This is a genomic window from Streptomyces flavidovirens DSM 40150, assembly GCF_000429085.1.
Taxonomy (GTDB): domain Bacteria; phylum Actinomycetota; class Actinomycetes; order Streptomycetales; family Streptomycetaceae; genus Streptomyces; species Streptomyces flavidovirens.
Genome location: NZ_AUBE01000002.1, coordinates 237,850 through 255,458, shown reverse-complemented (window position 1 = coordinate 255,458; position 17,609 = coordinate 237,850). Strand labels below are relative to the sequence as shown.

At 70.9% G+C, this 17,609-nt stretch carries 13 protein-coding genes; 9 read left to right on the top strand and 4 right to left on the bottom strand.

Annotation, left to right across the window (positions count from 1 at the left end; all coding sequences use genetic code 11):
• Positions 1-339: 339 nt before the first annotated feature.
• Entirely contained in the window at positions 340-3,975 is a 3,636-nt protein-coding gene (locus tag G412_RS33185) for a S41 family peptidase (protein ID WP_244282841.1), read from the bottom strand.
• 132 nt (positions 3,976-4,107) lie between these two features.
• Between G412_RS33185 and G412_RS0103840 the strand changes: the two genes are divergently transcribed.
• Together G412_RS0103840 and G412_RS0103835 are read left to right on the top strand one after the other, a co-directional pair.
• A complete protein-coding gene (locus G412_RS0103840) occupies positions 4,108-4,683 on the top strand; it encodes a TetR/AcrR family transcriptional regulator (protein ID WP_028810909.1) in 576 nt (191 codons plus the stop codon).
• A gap of 146 nt (positions 4,684-4,829) precedes the next feature.
• Positions 4,830-7,040 carry an MMPL family transporter gene (locus tag G412_RS0103835; protein WP_028810908.1) on the top strand — a complete coding sequence of 737 codons (2,211 nt, stop codon included), beginning with the start codon at positions 4,830-4,832 and terminating at the stop codon, positions 7,038-7,040.
• A 141-nt stretch (positions 7,041-7,181) separates the two neighbouring features.
• Here G412_RS0103835 and G412_RS0103830 read toward each other — a convergent pair whose 3' ends face one another.
• On the bottom strand, positions 7,182-7,565 hold the full coding sequence (locus G412_RS0103830; protein WP_037647593.1) for an SsgA family sporulation/cell division regulator: 384 nt from the start codon (positions 7,563-7,565) through the stop codon (positions 7,182-7,184).
• Positions 7,566-7,721: 156 nt separating this feature from the next.
• Between G412_RS0103830 and G412_RS0103825 the strand changes: the two genes are divergently transcribed.
• The 4 genes from G412_RS0103825 (at position 7,722) to G412_RS0103810 (ending at position 11,551) form a co-directional block, all read left to right on the top strand.
• Positions 7,722-8,795 (top strand): energy-coupling factor ABC transporter permease, encoded by a 1,074-nt coding sequence (locus G412_RS0103825; RefSeq protein WP_028810906.1) that lies wholly within the window; start codon positions 7,722-7,724, stop codon positions 8,793-8,795.
• Position 8,796: 1 nt separating this feature from the next.
• Positions 8,797-9,558: a cobalt ECF transporter T component CbiQ gene (gene cbiQ / locus G412_RS0103820; protein WP_028810905.1), complete on the top strand. Its 762-nt coding sequence runs from the start codon at positions 8,797-8,799 to the stop codon at positions 9,556-9,558.
• A gap of 5 nt (positions 9,559-9,563) precedes the next feature.
• Entirely contained in the window at positions 9,564-10,313 is a 750-nt protein-coding gene (locus tag G412_RS0103815; RefSeq protein WP_425274450.1) for an energy-coupling factor ABC transporter ATP-binding protein, read from the top strand.
• An 80-nt stretch (positions 10,314-10,393) separates the two neighbouring features.
• The gene (locus tag G412_RS0103810; RefSeq protein WP_028810903.1) at positions 10,394-11,551 is read left to right on the top strand and encodes a serine hydrolase domain-containing protein; all 1,158 of its coding nucleotides are present in this window, start codon (positions 10,394-10,396) and stop codon (positions 11,549-11,551) included.
• Between the two features lie 75 nt (positions 11,552-11,626).
• Here G412_RS0103810 and G412_RS0103805 read toward each other — a convergent pair whose 3' ends face one another.
• Complete coding sequence (locus G412_RS0103805) at positions 11,627-13,255, bottom strand: penicillin-binding transpeptidase domain-containing protein (RefSeq protein ID WP_028810902.1); 1,629 nt, start codon at positions 13,253-13,255, stop codon at positions 11,627-11,629.
• A 125-nt stretch (positions 13,256-13,380) separates the two neighbouring features.
• On the bottom strand, positions 13,381-15,102 hold the full coding sequence (locus tag G412_RS0103800; protein WP_028810901.1) for a dolichyl-phosphate-mannose--protein mannosyltransferase: 1,722 nt from the start codon (positions 15,100-15,102) through the stop codon (positions 13,381-13,383).
• Positions 15,103-15,163: 61 nt separating this feature from the next.
• On the opposite strand from G412_RS0103800, the gene rsmI reads away from it, so the two are divergent.
• From rsmI to G412_RS0103785, 3 genes are all read left to right on the top strand, one after another.
• Complete coding sequence (gene rsmI / locus G412_RS0103795; RefSeq protein WP_028810900.1) at positions 15,164-16,057, top strand: 16S rRNA (cytidine(1402)-2'-O)-methyltransferase; 894 nt, start codon at positions 15,164-15,166, stop codon at positions 16,055-16,057.
• 151 nt (positions 16,058-16,208) lie between these two features.
• Positions 16,209-16,616 carry a hypothetical protein gene (locus tag G412_RS0103790; RefSeq protein WP_037647590.1) on the top strand — a complete coding sequence of 136 codons (408 nt, stop codon included), beginning with the start codon at positions 16,209-16,211 and terminating at the stop codon, positions 16,614-16,616.
• Between the two features lie 116 nt (positions 16,617-16,732).
• Positions 16,733-17,602, top strand: coding sequence for a TatD family hydrolase (locus G412_RS0103785; RefSeq protein ID WP_037647589.1), 870 nt, complete (start codon positions 16,733-16,735; stop codon positions 17,600-17,602).
• Positions 17,603-17,609 lie beyond the last annotated feature (7 nt).

Below are 17,609 nucleotides of genomic sequence, written 5' to 3'. Positions count from 1 at the left end.
GGTGCGGGTGGGGTGGCCGTCGGCGGGTGGGGGCGGGCGTCGTTGGTGGGTGCGGGTTGTGGGCGGGTTTCAGCGCTGGGTGACTGCGACGCGGCGGCGTGCCGCACCTCAGCGCGGCGCGATGCGCCGTCGGAGCCGGTGCCGACGTGGCATCCCCCCGGTGGTAGCCGACCGTCCCTACGGGCGGGGGCTTTGGCATTTACCTTGTGGTGGCCGATGGTCCCCACGGGCTGGGAGCTTCGTGGTGCGCCTTGCGGTAGCCGACAGCCTTCACGGACTGGGGACCTGAGCTTCCCCCGCGCCCCGTCCCCGTCCCGCGCAGGGGGCCTTTGCCTTTGGTCACCTTGGCCGCGGGGGTAGGTTCGGGCGGGTTTTGCTGGGGACGTTTGTGTATGTGGGTGGGGTTGCTGCTGGGTGGGTGGACAGGAGGTCCAGGGCTACCTCGACCGCGTCGGCCAGTTGGGCGTGGCGGCCCTCCGCCCAGTCGAGTGGTGTGCGCAGTATGGCGATGTCCGGTTCCACGCCGTGGTTCTCCACCGACCAGCCGTACGCGTCGAACCACGCCGCGTTCATCGGCACCGTGATCACCGTGCCGTCGCCCAGCGTGTGGCGTCCTGTCATGCCCACCACGCCGCCCCACGTGCGCTGGCCCACCACCGGGCCCAGGCCCAGGAGTTTGAACGCCGCCGTGATCATGTCGCCGTCCGACGACGTCGCCTCGTCGGCCAGGGCGACCACCGGGCCCCGCGGGCCGTTCGAGGCGTACGACACCGGCTCCGCGTCACGCGTGAGGTCCCAGCCGATGATGGTGCGGGTGAGTTTCTCGACGACCAGTTCGCTGATGTTGCCGCCCGCGTTGCCCCGTACGTCGACGATCAGTGCGGGGCGCGACACCTCCATCCGCAGGTCGCGGTTGAACTGCGCCCAGCCGGAGCCCCCCATGTCCGGGATGTGCAGGTAGCCGCACGTGCCGCCGCTCAACTCCCGCACCACTTCCCGGCGTTTGGCCACCCAGTCCTGGTAGCGCAGCGGACGCTCGTCGATCAGCGGGACGATCGCGACGCGGCGCGCCGGGCCGTCGCCCTCGGCCGGCTTGAACGTCAGCTCCACCGTCGTGCCCCCGGCCGCCGCGAGGAGGGGGGACGGGCCCGCCACCGGATCCACCGGGCGGCCGTCCACGTGGGTGAGTACGGCGCCCTCCCTGATGCCCGTACCGGCGAGTGGCGAGCGCGCCTTGGAGTCGGACGACTCGCCGGGGAGGATGCGGCGTACCAGCCACTTCCCGTCACGGCACACGAAGTTCGCGCCCAGCAGCCCCATCGCCCGCTGGTAGTGCGGCGGTCCTTCGTTGCGGCGCGCGGCGGCGACGTACGCGTGCGACGTGCCCAGCTCGCCGAGGACCTCGCGGAGAAGGTCGGCGAACTCGTCGGGGGTCGCCACGCGTTCGAGGAGCGGGCGGTACTGGTCGAGGATTTCGTCCCAGTCGATGCCGCACATGTGCGGCTCCCAGAAGTACGCCCGTACGATGCGGCCCGCTTCCGCGTACGCCTGCCGCCACTGCGCCTCCGGGTCGACCTGGTGCAGGATGCGGCGCAGGTCCAGGTAGACCGTCGAGTCGCTGTCGCCGGTCTCGGTTGCGGGTACGGCGCGCAGTTCGCCCTCGTCCATCACCACCAGGCGCGTACCGTCGCCGCTCACCGCGAACCAGTCCAGATGGTCGACAAGTTCCGTCTTGCGCGCCTTGGTGAGGTTGAAGTGTTCGAGGGTGGGGCGGCCCGACATGTCCGCCGGGTTCGCGAACGTCTCGCCCAGCGCGCCCGAGATCGGCCAGCGCAGCCAGACGAGGCCGCCGCCGGAGACGGGTTGTAGTCCCGAGTACTTGGAGGCGGACACCGGGAACGGCGTCACCCGGTTCGGCAGGCCCTCGACCTCCACCAGCACCGTCATGCCGTCGGCGCTCTCGGCCTCCTCGCCCTCCACCGGGTCGAGGCCGCCCGCCGCCGGGCGGCCTTCCGCGGACAGGGCGAAGGGGGACGGCGTCGCCGAGGAGAGTGGGACCAGGTAGGGGCGGCAGCCCAGGGGGAACGACAGGTCGCCGGTGTGGACGTCGTACACCGGGTCGAAGCCGCGCCAGGAGAGGAAGGCCAGGTAGCGGCCGTCGCTCGTGAAGACCGGGTTCTCGTCCTCGAAGCGGCCGTTCGTGACCTCGATGATTTGCTTCGTCTTGATCTTCGCCAGTTTGATCTGGCGCAGGGAGCGGCCGATGCCGGGGTGGGACCAGGTCAGCCAGGCGCCGTCCGGGGAGAAGGCGAGGTCGCGGACCGGGCCGTTTGTGGAGCGGGTCAGTTCCGTTACGCCGGTGACGCCGGTGTTGGGTTGGGTTGCCTCTGGGTCCGTTACGCCGGTGTTGGGTTGGGTTGCCCCTGGTTCCGTTACGCCCGTGCTCGGCTCGGCTGCTGTGGGTTCTTGCACGGTGTCCACCAGGAGCAGGCGGCCGTCGTGTGAGGCGATCGCCAGGCGTTCGCCCTCCGGGTCCGACACCATCTCGTGTACGCGCCCGAGTTGCCCGGACGCAAGTCGGCGCCGCTCGCGGTCGCCGCTCGCGCGCGGCAGGTACGCGATCTCGATCGCGTCCTCGCCCTCCGCGTCCGTGATGTACGCAACCTGGCCGCCGCCGCCGAGCATCTGGGGCAGGCGGGCCCGTACGCCGGGAATGTCCGTGATCGTGCGGGCCGGGCCGTCGCGGTGAGTCAGCCAGTACAGGCTGCCCCGGACGACCACGGCGCTGGCGCGTCCGGTCGTGTCCACGGACAGGCCGTCCACGTTGGTGGCCGCCGGGACGTGGTACTTGCGCCGGCCGGCGCGGGGGCCGCCGACGCGGACGTCCAGGCGGCGCGGCTTCGCCTCGGGAGACAGGTCGTCCACCAGCCACAGGTCGCCCGCGCACTGGTAGACCACGCGGGTGCCGTCACTGGAGGCGTGCCGGGCGTAGAACGCGTCGTGGTCGGTGTGGCGGCGGAGGTCGGTGCCGTCGTACGCGCAGGAGTAGAGGTTGCCCACGCCCTCGTGGTCGGAGAGGAACGCGATGCGTCCGTTTATGAACATGGCGCAGTCGAGGTGGCCGTTGAGGTCGGGAAGCAACTGCTTGCCGTGCAGCCACAGGCGGCCTGTGGCGCCGCCTCGGTAGCGCTTCCACGCGGCGGGCTCGTGCGGGGGCTTTCCGGTGAGCAGGAGCGTACGGCGCTCGCCCTCGATGTCCGCGACCGCGATGTCGGAGACCGGGCCCCAGGGCAGCTTCGCGCCGGGGCTGCCGTCGGTGGGGAGGGTGTACGCCCAGGAGAAGTGCGAGAACGGCTGGCCGTGCGAGGCGACGGCGAGGATGTGCGGGGGGTGGTCGGGGGATTCGGGGGTCCAGCCGCAGACGCGGGTGTCCAGCGAGCCCCAGTGGCTGAGCCTGCGGGCGGGGCCGCCGTCCACCGGGGTGAGGTGGACCTCGGGGTCCAGGCTGCGCCAGGTCGTGAACGCGATGTGGCGGCCGTCGGGGGAAAAGCGGGGGTGGGAGACCTTCGTACGGTCGACGGTGATGCGCCAGGCGCGGTCCGGCTGCTTGCCGGCGGGGACGATGGGGGCGAGCCAGAGGTCGTCCTCCGCTGCGAAGCAGAGGAGGTCGCCGTGGAGGTGCGGGAAGCGGAGGTACGCGGAGGTGTGGCCGGGGGTCGCGTGCGCGGTGGCTTCGGGGGCGGTGCCGCGCCGGGGCGTCTCCTCGGGCGTCGAACGTTCGGGTACTGCGTTGGATCGTTGGCGGTGGTTGCGTTCAACGCCCTGCGGGGAGCGCCCCGACACGTCCCCGCCCGGCACCGTGGCTTGTGCGGCGGGGGTGTGGGGGGAGCGGGCCGGGGTGTCCCCTCCCGGCACCGTTGGCTGGTGGGCGGGGGTGGGGTCTTGTGGGCCGGTGGGTCCGGGTGCGTCGCTCACCCCACAATGCTTTCCCCGGCGAGGGGGCGCGGCAACTTGTGGCGCAGGACACCATCGAAACGGTTTCGTTTCGGTGGGTGGGGGCGTACCGTGGGGGCGTACGAAACGGTTTCGTTCAGTTGGAGGGTTGCAATGGCGCGTACGCGGCTCACGGCTGAGCGTGAAGGCGAGTTGTACGACGCCGTGCTGGACATGCTGCGTGAGGGCGGTTACGACGGCCTCACCATGGACGCCATCGCGTCCCGCACCCGGTCCAGCAAGGCCACCCTCTACCGCCAGTGGGGAAGCAAGCCCGAACTCGTCGTGAGGGCGCTGCGCCACAACAAGCCCGTCAGCGTCGGTGACATCGACACCGGCACGCTGAGGGGTGACTTCCGTGCCCTGGTGGAGCGGACCGACGACTGCCGGCTGGAGAGGGACTCCGCGCTGATGCGGGGTCTCGCCCAGGCCGTGCACGAGAACCCCGATCTCCACCAGGCGCTGCGGGAGCAGCTCATCGCGCCCGAGCTCACCGGGCTGGACGGCATGCTGCGGCGTGCTGTCGACCGGGGGGAGATCCCCGCCGAGACCGCCGCCCTGCGGTACGTCCCGCACATGCTGGTCGGCGCCTTCGTCGCCCGGGAACTCATCGAGGGCCGGTCGCCCGACCGGGCCTTCCTCTCCGACTACATCGATGCCGTGGTGCTGCCCGCCCTGGGTGCCGCCTGACGTGTAGTGCCATCGCGGCGCCGTGGAGTCCCCACCCGGCGTTCGTCCCCGCAGCAAAGCTCCACCTGACGCGTACCGCTCTCGTCGTCGGGCTGGTCACACCCATGCCCTGTACGTACCAACGACCTGACCGGGAGTACGCCCTCGTGGCCACATTCCTTTACAAGATGGGCCGGTTCGCCTTCCGCCGCCGCCCCTTCGTCGCCCTCGCCTGGATAATGCTGCTGGTGCTGGCCGGTGTCGGCGCCGCTTCGGCGTCCACCGCTACCTCCAGTTCGTTCTCGATACCGGGGACCGAGGCTCAGAAGGCATTCGATCTGCTGGACGAGCGCGTTCCCGGTGCCGCCGCGGACGGTGCCACCGCCCGCGTGGTGTTCAAGGCTCCCGCGGGGGAGCGGATGACCGACGCCGGCCACCGGGCGGAGGTGGCGAACGTCGTGGCCGGCCTGAAGTCGGGGGCCGGTGCCGATCAGATCGCCTCGGTCGTCGATCCGTACGCGGGCAAGGCGGTGAGCCGTGACGGTACGACCGCCTACACCCAGGTCTCGTACAAGGTCAGCGGCATGGAGCTCACCGAGGCGGCGCGGGAGGCCCTGGTCGAAGCCGGCGACGAGGCGCGGGACGCCGGGCTGACCGTCGAGATCGGCGGTGACGCTCTGCAGGCCGTGCCCGAGACCGGGGCGGGGGAGATCGTCGGCGTCGTGGTCGCCGCGATCGTGCTGGTGATCACCTTCGGGTCGCTGGTCGCCGCCGGGCTGCCGCTGCTCACCGCGATCATCGGTGTGGGTATTGGTGTCTCCACCATTACCGCGCTCGCCCGTGTTCTCGATCTTGGATCTACCACCTCGACGCTCGCGATGATGATCGGCCTCGCGGTCGGCATCGACTACGCGCTGTTCATCGTTTCGCGTTATCGCGCCGAGCTGGCCGAGGGGCGTGAGCCCGAGGACGCCGCCGGGCGGGCCGTCGGGACCGCTGGGTCCGCCGTGGTGTTCGCCGGACTGACCGTCGTGATCGCGCTGGTGGGGCTCGCCGTTGTCAACATACCCATGCTGACGAAGATGGGCTTCGCCGCGGCCGGGACGGTCGTGATTGCTGTTCTCATCGCGCTCACGCTGGTTCCGGCGCTGCTCGGGTTCGCCGGCAGGAACGTCTTCGGGCGTAAGGAGCGGAAGCGGCAGGGGGGTGGTGTTGCTGAGAGTAAGGCCAATATGGGGACGCGGTGGGCCCGGTTCGTGCTGCGCCGGCCGGTTGCCGTGCTGGTCACCGCCGTCGTGGGGCTGGGCGTGGTCGCCGTACCCGCCGCCTCGCTGGAGATGGGGCTGCCCGACGACGGGTCGCAGCCGGTCAGTACCACTCAGCGCAAGGCGTACGACCTTCTGTCGGAAGGGTTCGGGCCCGGTTTCAACGGGCCCTTGATGCTCGTGGTCGACGTTGAGGGAGCCGAGCGGCCGCAGGACGCGGTCGGGCGGGTCACCGACCTCGTGAAGGGCATGGACGGCGTCGCCGCCACTGTGCCGGGGCCGCTGAACAAGGCCGGTGACACGTCGGTCATCACGGTCGTGCCCAAGGACCGGCCCAGCTCGCAGGGGACCGAGGATCTCGTACGCTCCATCCGCGGGGCCGGTGCGGGGGTCGAGGAGGAGACCGGCGCCCAGGTGCTGGTCACCGGGGCCACGGCCATGAACATCGACTTCTCGCAGAAGATGAACGACGCGCTGCTGCCCTACCTCGCGCTCGTCGTCGGTCTGGCGTTTCTGCTGCTGATGCTGGTCTTCCGTTCGGTTCTCGTCCCGCTCAAGGCGGCGCTCGGGTTCCTGCTGTCCGTGGTGGCGGCGCTCGGCGCGGTGGTCGCGGTCTTCCAGTGGGGCTGGCTGGCGGACGTGATGGGTGTTGAGCAGACCGGGCCCGTGATGTCGATGATGCCGATCTTCATGGTGGGCGTCGTGTTCGGTCTCGCCATGGACTACGAGGTCTTCCTCGTCACGCGCATGCGTGAGGCGTACGTCCACGGGGAGCGGCCGGGGCAGGCCATCGTCACCGGCTTCCAGCACGGCGCGCGCGTCGTCACCGCGGCGGCCGTGATCATGATGGCCGTCTTCGCCGGGTTCATCGGGTCCAGCGAGTCGATGGTCAAGATGATCGGTTTCGGGCTGGCGATCGCCGTGTTCTTCGATGCCTTCGTCGTACGGATGGCCATCGTGCCCGCCGTGCTGGCGCTGCTCGGCAAGAAGGCGTGGTGGCTGCCGCGCCGGCTGGACAAGGCGCTGCCGAATGTGGACGTCGAGGGCGAGCAGCTGCGCAAGGCGCTGGGTGACGGTGCCGACGAGGGGGAGCGGGAGCTGGTACGGGCGTAGGCGCTGGGTACGTCGCGGAATGAACTCCGGGGCCGCTCCTTGAGCGGAGGGCGGTCCCGGTCGCGCACCGGCTCGTGGGGACGGGTTCCGGTGCGGCGGTGAGGTCCCCCCGGCCGAAAAGGCTGGGGGGACCTCACCGTTTCAGTGGGTGACCTCAGGGGTGACGGGCTCCTCGGCCGCGTGCGTACGGCGCAGGAAGCGGAGCAGCGGCTTCCGGTCGAACTGGATCACGGCCATGCCCTGTTCCGAACGCAGTTCCATCACGGCCTGCACCCTGCCGCACGGCCACACCCGTACATCACCGCTCTCGGTTTCGGCCGGACGGGTCATGCCCGCCTCCAGCAGGGCCCGGGTGAAGACCCATTCGTTCTCCGCGCCGTCGGGCGAGACGTCCGGCGGGAAGGTCAGGCGCACCGCGCGCGGGTCCTCCTCCGGGTCGTAGCGGAGGGCGACGGGGACGGCGTGGCGCTGGGGTCCGTCCGTGACGAGGCAGGCCCGTGCGTGGTCCTCAATTACTGGATGCATCGGGCTGCTCCTCAGGTTCGGGGGCTTTTGACCTCTAATGTCCCATATTTTGGGGCGCGCGTTCCGCTCTATTCGTGACCTGTGCGCTCTTGCGACCTCTTTGCAAGAGGGCAATCATCGAACGGTTAATCACACCGCAGGAAGCGGAGCCTCCCCATGCATGTCCCCGACGGATTCATCAACACACCTGTCTCGGCTGTGGCGGGTGTCGCAGCGGTGGGCGCCGTCGCCGTCAGCCTGCGCGGCGCACGCCGTGAACTGGACGAGCGAACGGCCCCGCTCGCCGGGCTCGTCGCCGCGTTCATCTTCGCCGTACAGATGCTCAACTTCCCCGTCGCGGCCGGCACCAGCGGGCATCTGCTCGGGGGCGCGCTCGCCGCGATACTCGTCGGCCCGTTCACCGGTGTGCTGTGTATCTCCGTCGTGCTGCTGATGCAGGGCATCCTCTTCGCGGACGGCGGGCTCACCGCGCTCGGCGTCAACATCACCGTCATGGGCGTGGTGACGGTCGTCGTCGCCTATGCGCTCTTCCGTGGACTCGTGAAGGTGCTTCCGCGCCGCCGCTCGTCGGTCACCGCCTCCGCGTTCGTCGCCGCCCTGGTGTCCGTCCCCGCCGCGGCCGCCGCCTTCACGCTGATCTACGCCGTCGGAGGCACTACGGACGTGCCGATCGGGAAGGTGCTGACCGCCATGGTCGGCGTACACGTCCTCATCGGCATCGGCGAGGCCGCGATCACCGCGCTGACCGTGGGCGCCGTCATCGCCGTACGCCCCGACCTGGTGCACGGCGCGCGCGGGCTCTCCGCGCCGCTCAAGCTGCTGGTGGGCGGTGAGCTGGTGGACGCGGCTCCCGCGCAGGCCCCGGCTCCGGCCGCCGCCCGCTCCACCCGCAAGGTGTGGGGGGCGGGGCTGGCCGCCGCCCTCGTCCTGGCGGGGTTTGTCTCCTTCTACGCCTCCGCCAGCCCCGACGGTCTGGAGAAGTTCGCCGCCGACCAGGGCATCGACAAGAAGGCCGAGGACCACGCCGCCGCGGACTCCCCGCTCGCCGACTACAGCATCAGCGGCATCAGCGACGGCCGGATCTCCGGCGGCCTCGCGGGCGTCGTAGGCGTCGGCGCGACCGTCCTCGTCGGCAGCGGTGTCTTCTTGACGGTGCGGCGCCGGCGCGGGCAGCAGCAGCCGGCGGTCGTGGCCACGTCGGCCCGTACCGGGGCAAAGGAAACGGCCTGACATGGGCGCGGGGCACGCACACAAGCTCTACCGCCACGGGCACAGCGTGGTGCACGCCCTGCCGCCGCACTGCAAGCTCGCCGCCGTCTTCTGCTTCGTGCTCGTCGTCGTCTCCACGCCGCGCGAGGCGATGTGGGCGTTCGCGCTGTACGCCGCACTGCTCGGCGGGGTCGCGTACGCCGCGCGCGTGCCGACCGGGTACCTGCTCAAGCGGCTGCTCATCGAGGTGCCGTTCGTGGCGTTCGCCGTCCTGATGCCGTTCGTGGCCCAGGGGGAGCGGGTGGAGGTGCTCGGCATGTCGCTGAGCGTCTCGGGCCTGTGGGGCGCGTGGAACGTCCTGGCCAAGGGCACGCTCGGCGTCGCCGCGTCCGTGCTGCTCGCGTCCACGACGGAGCTGCGGTCTCTGCTGCTGGGGCTCCAGCGGCTGAAGCTGCCGCCGCTGCTCGTGCAGATCGCGTCGTTCATGATCCGCTACGGCGATGTGATCACGGACGAGATGCGCCGGATGTCGATCGCGCGGCGCTCGCGCGGATTCGAGGCGCGGGGCGTGCGGCACTGGGGCGTGCTCGGCAAGACGGCGGGTGCGCTCTTCATCCGCTCGTACGAGAGAGGCGAGCGGGTGCATCTGGCCATGGTCAGCAGGGGGTACACCGGCACCATGCCGGTGATCGACGAAGTGACCGCGACGCGGGCGCAGTGGTCGTACGCTGCGGCGCTCCCGGTGTCCGCGCTGGCCGTCTGTCTGCTGGGATGGAACCTATGACCCCCATGACCATGTCTCTTGAGGTGAGCGGCCTCGCGTACGCCTATCCGGACGGCCACCAGGCGCTCTTCGGCGTCGACCTGAACGTCGCGCGCGGCGAGCGGGTCGCGCTGCTCGGCCCGAACGGCGCGGGCAAGACCACGCTCGTACTGCACCTCAACGGCATCCTCACGGCCGGCGCGGGTTCCGTGACCGTGGCGGGGCTGCCGGTCGGGAAGCGGCACCTCGCCGAGATCCGGCGCCGGGTCGGCATCGTCTTCCAGGACCCCGACGACCAGTTGTTCATGCCGACGGTCCGCGAGGACGTGGCCTTCGGCCCCGCGGCGGCCGGGATGCGCGGCGCGGAGCTGGAGGCGTGTGTGACGGCGGCGCTGGAGCGGGTGGGCATGGCGCGGTACGCCGACCGGCCGCCGCACCACCTGTCGTTCGGGCAGCGGCGCCGGGTGGCGGTCGCGACCGTACTGGCGATGGAGCCGGAGATCCTGGTGCTGGACGAGCCGTCGTCCAACCTGGACCCGGCGTCCCGGCGCGAACTGGCGGACATCCTGCGGTCGTTGGACGTGACAGTGCTGATGGTCACGCACGACCTTCCGTACGCCCTTGAGCTGTGCCCGCGTTCGGTGATCCTCAGTGGCGGAGTGATCGTGGCGGACGGGCGGACGCAGGAGCTGCTGTCGGACGAGGCGGTGATGCGGGAGCACCGGCTGGAGCTGCCGTTCGGGTTTGACCCGGCTTCGGTGCGGGTGGAGGTGTAGGGGGGCGGGCGGCGGCAGGGGGTGCGTACCCCGTCCGCCGGGGCCATTGTCACCATGGGGGCATGAGCGCGAGCGCAGTAGTGGATGCACAGGGCACGGTGGCTGCCGGATTCGAACCGGTCAAGGACGCGTTCGTACGCAACTTCGGGCAACGCGGCGAGCGCGGCGCCGCCGTCGCCGTCTACCGGCACGGCCGCAAGGTCGTCGACCTGTGGGCCGGGACCCGCGACGTGGACGGCGCGGAGCCGTGGGCGGTCGACACCGCGCAAGTCGTACGGTCCGCCACCAAGGGGATCGCGGCGGCGGTGCCCCTGCTGCTCCATCAGCGCGGGCAGATCGACCTGGACGCCCCCGTGGCCACGTACTGGCCGGAGTTCAAGGCGAACGGCAAGGAGCGTGTGCTCGTACGGCATCTGCTGTCCCACCGGGCGGGAGTGCCGGTGCTCGACCGCCCGTTGACGCCCGCCGAGGCGATCGACGGCGTCAGCGGCCCGCGCGCCGTCGCCGCCCAGGCGCCCGCCTGGGAGCCCGGCACCGACCACGGCTATCACGCGCAGACGTACAGCTGGCTGATCGGTGAGCTCGTGAAGCGCGTGACGGGGCGAACCGTCGGACGCTGGATCGCCGAGGAGATAGCCCGGCCGCTGGGGCTCGACTTCTGGGTCGGGCTGCCGGCGGACGAGGCGCACCGCGTGGGCCGGGCCGGACCCGTCGAGGCGCCGCCCCTGGACGGCGGGGCGCTGCGGCTGCGGCCCAAGCGGAGCGTGAGCGAGGCGTACGCGGACCCCCAGTCGCTCACCCGGCGCGCGTTCGGGGCGATCGATCCGCTCGCGGACGAGAACGCCCCGGCGTACCGGGCAGCCGAACTCCCCGCGTCGGGCGGGATCTCCACCGCGCGGGCGCTGGCGCGGTGTTACGCCGCGATGATCGGCGAGGTGGACGGGCTCCGGCTGTTCGCCCCGGCGACGCTCACGCTGGCGCGCACCGAGGAATCCTCGGGCCCGGACCGGGTCCTGATCGTCAACACCCGCTTCGGGCTCGGCTTCATGCTGCACGGCTCCGGCGCGCCGCTGCTCGCCCCCGGCTCGTTCGGGCATCCGGGGCGCGGCGGCTCCCTCGGGTTCGCCGATCCCGAGTCGGGGATCGCCTTCGGATACGTAACCAACGGGCTCCAGAAGGGAGTCACCGCCGACCCGCGCGCCCAGGCGCTGGTCCGGGCGGTGCGTTCCGCTCTGTGACCGGCTGACGCGGACGACACGTTTTGAGGGGTACGGCGGTCTGCGGGCCAGGTGAACCGGTGGTGCCGCCGTCCGTCAGCCGGCGCGCAGCACCGACGCCACCAACGGGCCCGCCGCGTCGCCGCCGTGGCCGCCCGACTCGACGGACGCCGCCGCCGCCACGTCGTCGCTGAACCCGGCGAACCAGCTGTTGGACTTGCCCTGCCCGTCGACCTCCGCCGAACCGGTCTTCGCGCCCTTGTCGCCGCCGACCGAGGCCATCGCCTTCGTGCCCGTGCCCCAGGAGGCCATCGCCGTCTGGCGCATCATGCCGACCAGCTGGCTGTGCACGGAGGGAGACATGGAGCGGGACGCGACGGCCACCTCCCGGTGGTCCAGCGACCGTGGCACGATGATCGGCTGCCGGAACGTACCGGCCTTGGCGGTGGCGGTGACCGACGCCATGTTGAGGGCGTTCATCTGGATCGTGCCCTGCCCGATGTACTGGGCCGCCGCCTCGCCGCCGGTCGCCTCGGGCACGGAACCGTCGGCGGTGGCGATCCCGGTCTGCCAGTTGTCGAGGCCGAGACCGAAGACCTCACGCGCGGTCTTGGGGAGCGCCGCGTCGTCCTTGGCGTCGTCGATCAGCTTGATGAAGGCGGTGTTGCAGGACCGGGCGAAGCTGGTGGCGAAGGTGCCGTCCGGGATGTCGAAGCCGTCCAGATTCCTGAAGGTGTTGCCCTGGTACATCGCGGTCTTCGGGCACTCCACCTTCTGGTTCGCGCCCGTCAGGCCCTTCTCTATCAGCATCGCCGCCGTCACGATCTTCATCGTCGAGCCCGGTGCCTGCTTGCCCTGGACCGCCGCGTTGAAGCTGTCGGAGCGGTTGTTGGCGATGGCCAGGATCTCGCCCGTACTCGGCTTGACCGCCGCGACCGACGCCTCGCTGTGCTGCTTGACCGCCGTCTCGGCCGCCGCCTGCACGCCCGCGTCCAGCGTCGTCGGCAGCTTGCCCGGCTTGCCCTTGGTGAGGGTGAGCAGGGTGCGCGGGGCGGCACCGCCGCTGCTCTCGATCGCCAGCTCGACGCCGGGTTTCCCGCCCGCGTGGTCGCCGTACTTCTCGCGCAGCGCGTCCAGGACGGGCCCGAGCGACGGGTACTTCTCCTTCGTCAGCTCGGTGCCGTCGCGGTCGACGGCCTTGACGGGCGGGGCCGAGGCCTCGCCCGCTCTCAGTACCTCGCCCTCCCGCAGGTCGGGATGGACGACCGACGGCTTCCAGTCGACCAGCGCCTTGCCCGAGGTCAGGCCGCGCACGACGGTCAGCTCCGACGCGTACGAGAAGGGCTTGCTCCGGCCCTTGTACGTCACCGTCGCGTCGGCGGTGAACGGCACCTTCGCACCCACCGCCGTGCCCGGCGTCAGCTTCACCTCGCTGATGCGCGCCTCGTCGCGGTAGGCGAACAGCGCGGGCTGCGCCTCGGCGGCGTTGTTGGTCAGATCGGCGGCCAGCCGGGCGTCGCCCTTCGCCCAGGCGGCGAGGAAGTCCTTCGCGGTCTGTCCGACCTCGTCCGCGCTCGGCGGACCCGACTTCTTCGGCGCCGCGAGAGTCTCGGCGTCCGGACCGCCGCTCTCGCCGCTCACCACGGAGTACGCCCCGTAGCTCACCCCTGCGGCCATGGCCAGGAACACTCCGCCGACCACGACGACTTTCGCTCCGCTGCGCATGCTGTGCAGTCCCCTCCCCAGGAGTCCCCGCTGAACTGAACGTGTTCAAGAGGTCTTACCGCACTGTACGGGACGGTAGGGGCACCTGAGGTGACTGTTACAGGACCGGGACGGACGCCGGTTCGTCACACCCAGGTGTCGAGCCAGATGCGGTCGCGCCACTCGTCTATCGGGAGGGTCTGGCCGGTGTAGATGGGCCAGAAGTAGATGAAGTTCCAGGCGATGAGCAGTACGAGCACTCCCGCGCCCACCGCCCCCGCCACCCGCCGCCGCTCGTGCGCGCCCGGTGGCCCCAGCATCGCGCCGATCATCATGGCCACCGCCAGGCACAGGAACGGCAGGAACACGACGGCGTAGAAGAGGAAGATCGTCCGCTCCTGGTAGAAGAACCAGGGCACCCAGCCCGCCGCGATCCCGCAGGCGATCGCCCCCGCCCGCCAGTCGCGCCGAAACGCCCAGCGCCACAGCACGTACACGACCGCGAAGCACGCCGCCCACCACAGCAGCGGGGTGCCGAGCGCCAGCACCTCCTGGGCGCAGTCGTTCGTCTCGCTCGCCGGGCAGCCCTCGTGGCCGGGCTTCGGCGACTCGTAGAAGTACGACACCGGGCGGCCCAGGACGATCCAGCTCCACGGGTTCGACTGGTAGGTGTGACCGGACGTCAGGTTGATGTGGAAGTTGTAGACCTCGGTCTCGTAGTGCCACAGGCTGCGCAGCCAGTCGGGCAGCCACGTCCAGTTGCCGCCCTTGCCGTCACCCCGGGCCCAGTTCCGGTAGTAGCCCTCCTTCGTGACGATCCAGCCCGTCCAGGAGACGACGTACGTCACGACGGTGACCACGACCGTTGCCACGAACGCCGGCGCGACGTCCCGCTTCAGTACCGCGGCGTACGGCCGCACCGCGCCCGCCGTCCGGCGCGCGCCCACGTCCCACACCACCGTCATCAGGCCGAACGCCGCCAGGATGTACAGGCCGTTCCATTTGGTCCCGAACGCCAGGCCGAGGCACACGCCCGCCGCGATCCGCCACGGCCGCCGGCCGAGCCGCAGCCGCTCCGCGACTTCGGAGTCCGGGCGCAGTACGCCCTCGCCGTCCGACGGGAGCGCCGCCGCCAGCCTGCGCCGCGCCCAGTCCCGGTCGATCAGCAGACAGCCGAACGCGCCGAGCACGAAGAACATCAGCACCTGGTCGAGCAGCGCCGTGCGGCTCATCACGAAGTGCAGGCCGTCCACCGCGAGCAGCGCGCCCGCCAGGCACCCCAGGAACGTCGAGCGGAAGAGGCGGCGTCCGATCCGGCACAGCATCAGGACCGACAGCGTGCCGAGTACGCACACCATGAAGCGCCAGCCGAAGGGCGTGAACCCGAAAAGCTGTTCGCCGGCACCGATGACCCACTTGCCGACCGGCGGATGCACCACATAGCCGGGGTCGGCCGGGACCGTGACCGACGACGGATCGGCGAGGATCGACTTGTCGATGTCCTTCGGCCACTGTCCCTCGTACCCCTGGTGAATGAGCGCCCAGGCGTCCTTGGCGTAGTACGTCTCGTCGAATATCACCGCCTTGGGGCTGCCCAGGTTCCAGAACCGCAGCAGCCCGGCGACGAGCGCCACCAGCAGCGGCCCGCCCCACGCGGCCCACCGCAGCAGGTGTCCGGCGAGTACGGGCGGCACGCCGAGCACGTGCCAGATCTGGGTGCCGGGCCTGCTGTACGGCGGCACGAGCCGTTCCCGCAGACCGATGACGGGCCGGGGCGCGTAGCCGAATCGGCGCAGCCGTCGCTGCCACGACGGTAGCTGTTCCCCCGGGGCCCGGCTCTGCTGGGCTTCTGACGCGGTACTGGTCACCGCGCCATCGTAGGGAACACATCTGTGCGCGTCGTGTGCGCGCCCTGCGAGGATGGCTCATGTGACTGGAACGACTGGAACGACTGGAACGCTTGTACTCGCCGGGACCCCCATCGGCGACGTCGCCGACGCGCCGCCCCGCCTCGCCGCCGAACTCGCGACGGCCGACGTCGTGGCAGCCGAGGACACCCGGCGGCTGCGCCGCCTGACGCAGGCGCTCGGGGTGCAGACGACGGGGCGTGTCGTGTCGTACTTCGAGGGCAACGAGAGCGCCCGTACGCCCGAACTCGTCGAGGCGCTGGAGGACGGGAAGCGGGTGCTGCTCGTCACCGACGCCGGCATGCCGTCCGTCTCGGACCCCGGCTACCGGCTGGTCGCCGCCGCCGTCGAGAAGGACATCAAGGTCACGGCGGTGCCCGGCCCGTCGGCCGTGCTCACCGCCCTCGCCCTGTCCGGGCTGCCCGTCGACCGTTTCTGCTTCGAGGGCTTCCTGCCGCGCAAGGGCGGCGAGCGCCTCGGCAAGCTGCGCGAGGTCGCCGGTGAGCGGCGCACGATGGTGTTCTTCGAGGCCCCGCACCGGCTCGACGACACCCTCGCCGCGATGGCCGAGGTCTTCGGCGACGAGCGCCGGGCCGCCGTGTGCCGCGAGCTGACCAAGACGTACGAGGAAGTGAAGCGCGGCCCGCTGAAAGCGCTCGCCGAGTGGGCGGCCGAGGGGGTGCGGGGAGAGATCACCGTCGTGGTGGAAGGTGCCCCCGACGTCGCCCAGGAGCTCGATCCGGCGGAGCTGGTGCGCAGGGTGCGGGTGCGCGAGGAGGCGGGGGAGCGGCGCAAGGAGGCCATCGCGGCGGTCGCCGCCGAGGCGGGACTGCCCAAGCGCGAGGTGTTCGATGCCGTTGTCGCGGCAAAGAATGCGGCACGGACAGGCTCCGCGGACGGCAAAGGACTATCGTGAATAGCTAAAGCCGGACCTAAAGACGGCTAAAGGACAGACCGCGCACCGGGCCTTTTTTCCATGGAAAGGCTAAGACCGGTCCATGTATTGACAGAGACCGATGCGCTCCCGCCTGAACAGGCGTCCACTGGACCAGTGGAAAGGAGCTGGCATGAGCGAGATCGCAGACACCGCCGGCGCAGGAACCACCGTTCACGAGGCCTACGCCTTCGCCTGCATGAGGTGTGGGCACGGGTGGGAGCAGTCCTTCGAGATACATCACCACGTCGACGGCAACGGCCACGCGTTCGTGACCTACACGGCTGACGGCGAGCGCGTTCCCTCGCCGCTGTCCCGCCCCACCTGTATCAACTGCGGCGGACATGTCGTACGGATCATGAAGGCGGGCCAGGTCTCGTCGATCAGGGAGATGCTGCGGGCGGCCGTGGTGGACGCCCCCATGGGCGGACCGGTCGTGGGCATCGCCGGGCCGGCCCTTGAGGACGCACCCGGCCCGGTGCGGGTGAAGCACGAGTGGCACCTGTCCGATCTGCTGCATCCCCTGAAGCGCCGGAAGTAGACGCCGCCGCGCCGGCTCGCACGCACGGGGGCGCGACCTCCGTACAGGGGGGACCTCCGTACGGGGGCGCGACCTCCGTACGGCTTTCGTACGGCGGCTTTCGTACGATCGTGACCATGAGCCCCAAGGACGCACCTCCGCCGCTGCCCGAGCCTCTCCGGGGAGAGGTAGCCGATTCACACACCCACCTGGACATGCAGGACGGCACCGTCGAGGAGGCCCTGACGAAGGCCGCCGCGGTCGGTGTCACGACCGTCGTCCAGGTGGGCTGCGACGTGAAGGGCTCGCGGTGGGCGGCCGAGACAGCGGCGGCGTACGAGAACGTGCACGCCACCGTGGCCCTGCACCCCAACGAAGCCCCCCGCATCGTCCTGGGAGACCCCGACGGCTGGTCGCGCCAGGGCGCACGGCCAGGGGGCGGGGACGGCGCCCTGGACGACGCGCTCACCGAGATCGACCGGCTGGCTTCCCTGCCGTACGTACGGGGGGTGGGCGAGACCGGTCTCGACTACTTCCGTACCGGCCCCGAGGGCATGGCCGCCCAGGAGCGGTCCTTCCGGGCCCACATCGAGATCGCCAAGCGGCACGGCAAGGCGCTCGTCATCCACGACCGCGACGCGCACGAGGACGTACTGCGGGTCCTCGACGAGGAGGGCGCGCCCGAGTGCACCGTCTTCCACTGCTACTCGGGTGACGCCGCGATGGCCGAAATCTGCGGGCGCAAGGGCTACTTCATGTCCTTCGCCGGAAACGTGACCTTCAAGAACGCCCAGCCGCTGCGGGACGCGCTCGCCGTCGCGCCGCTGGAACTGGTGCTCGTGGAGACGGACGCGCCCTTCCTGACGCCGGCGCCGTACCGCGGACGGCCCAACGCGCCCTATCTCATCCCGGTCACCGTGCGCGCGATGGCGGCGGTCAGGGGCATCGAGGAGGACGTCCTGGCGACAGCGCTGGCCGCGAACACGGCACGCGCGTTCGACTACTGACGGCGGT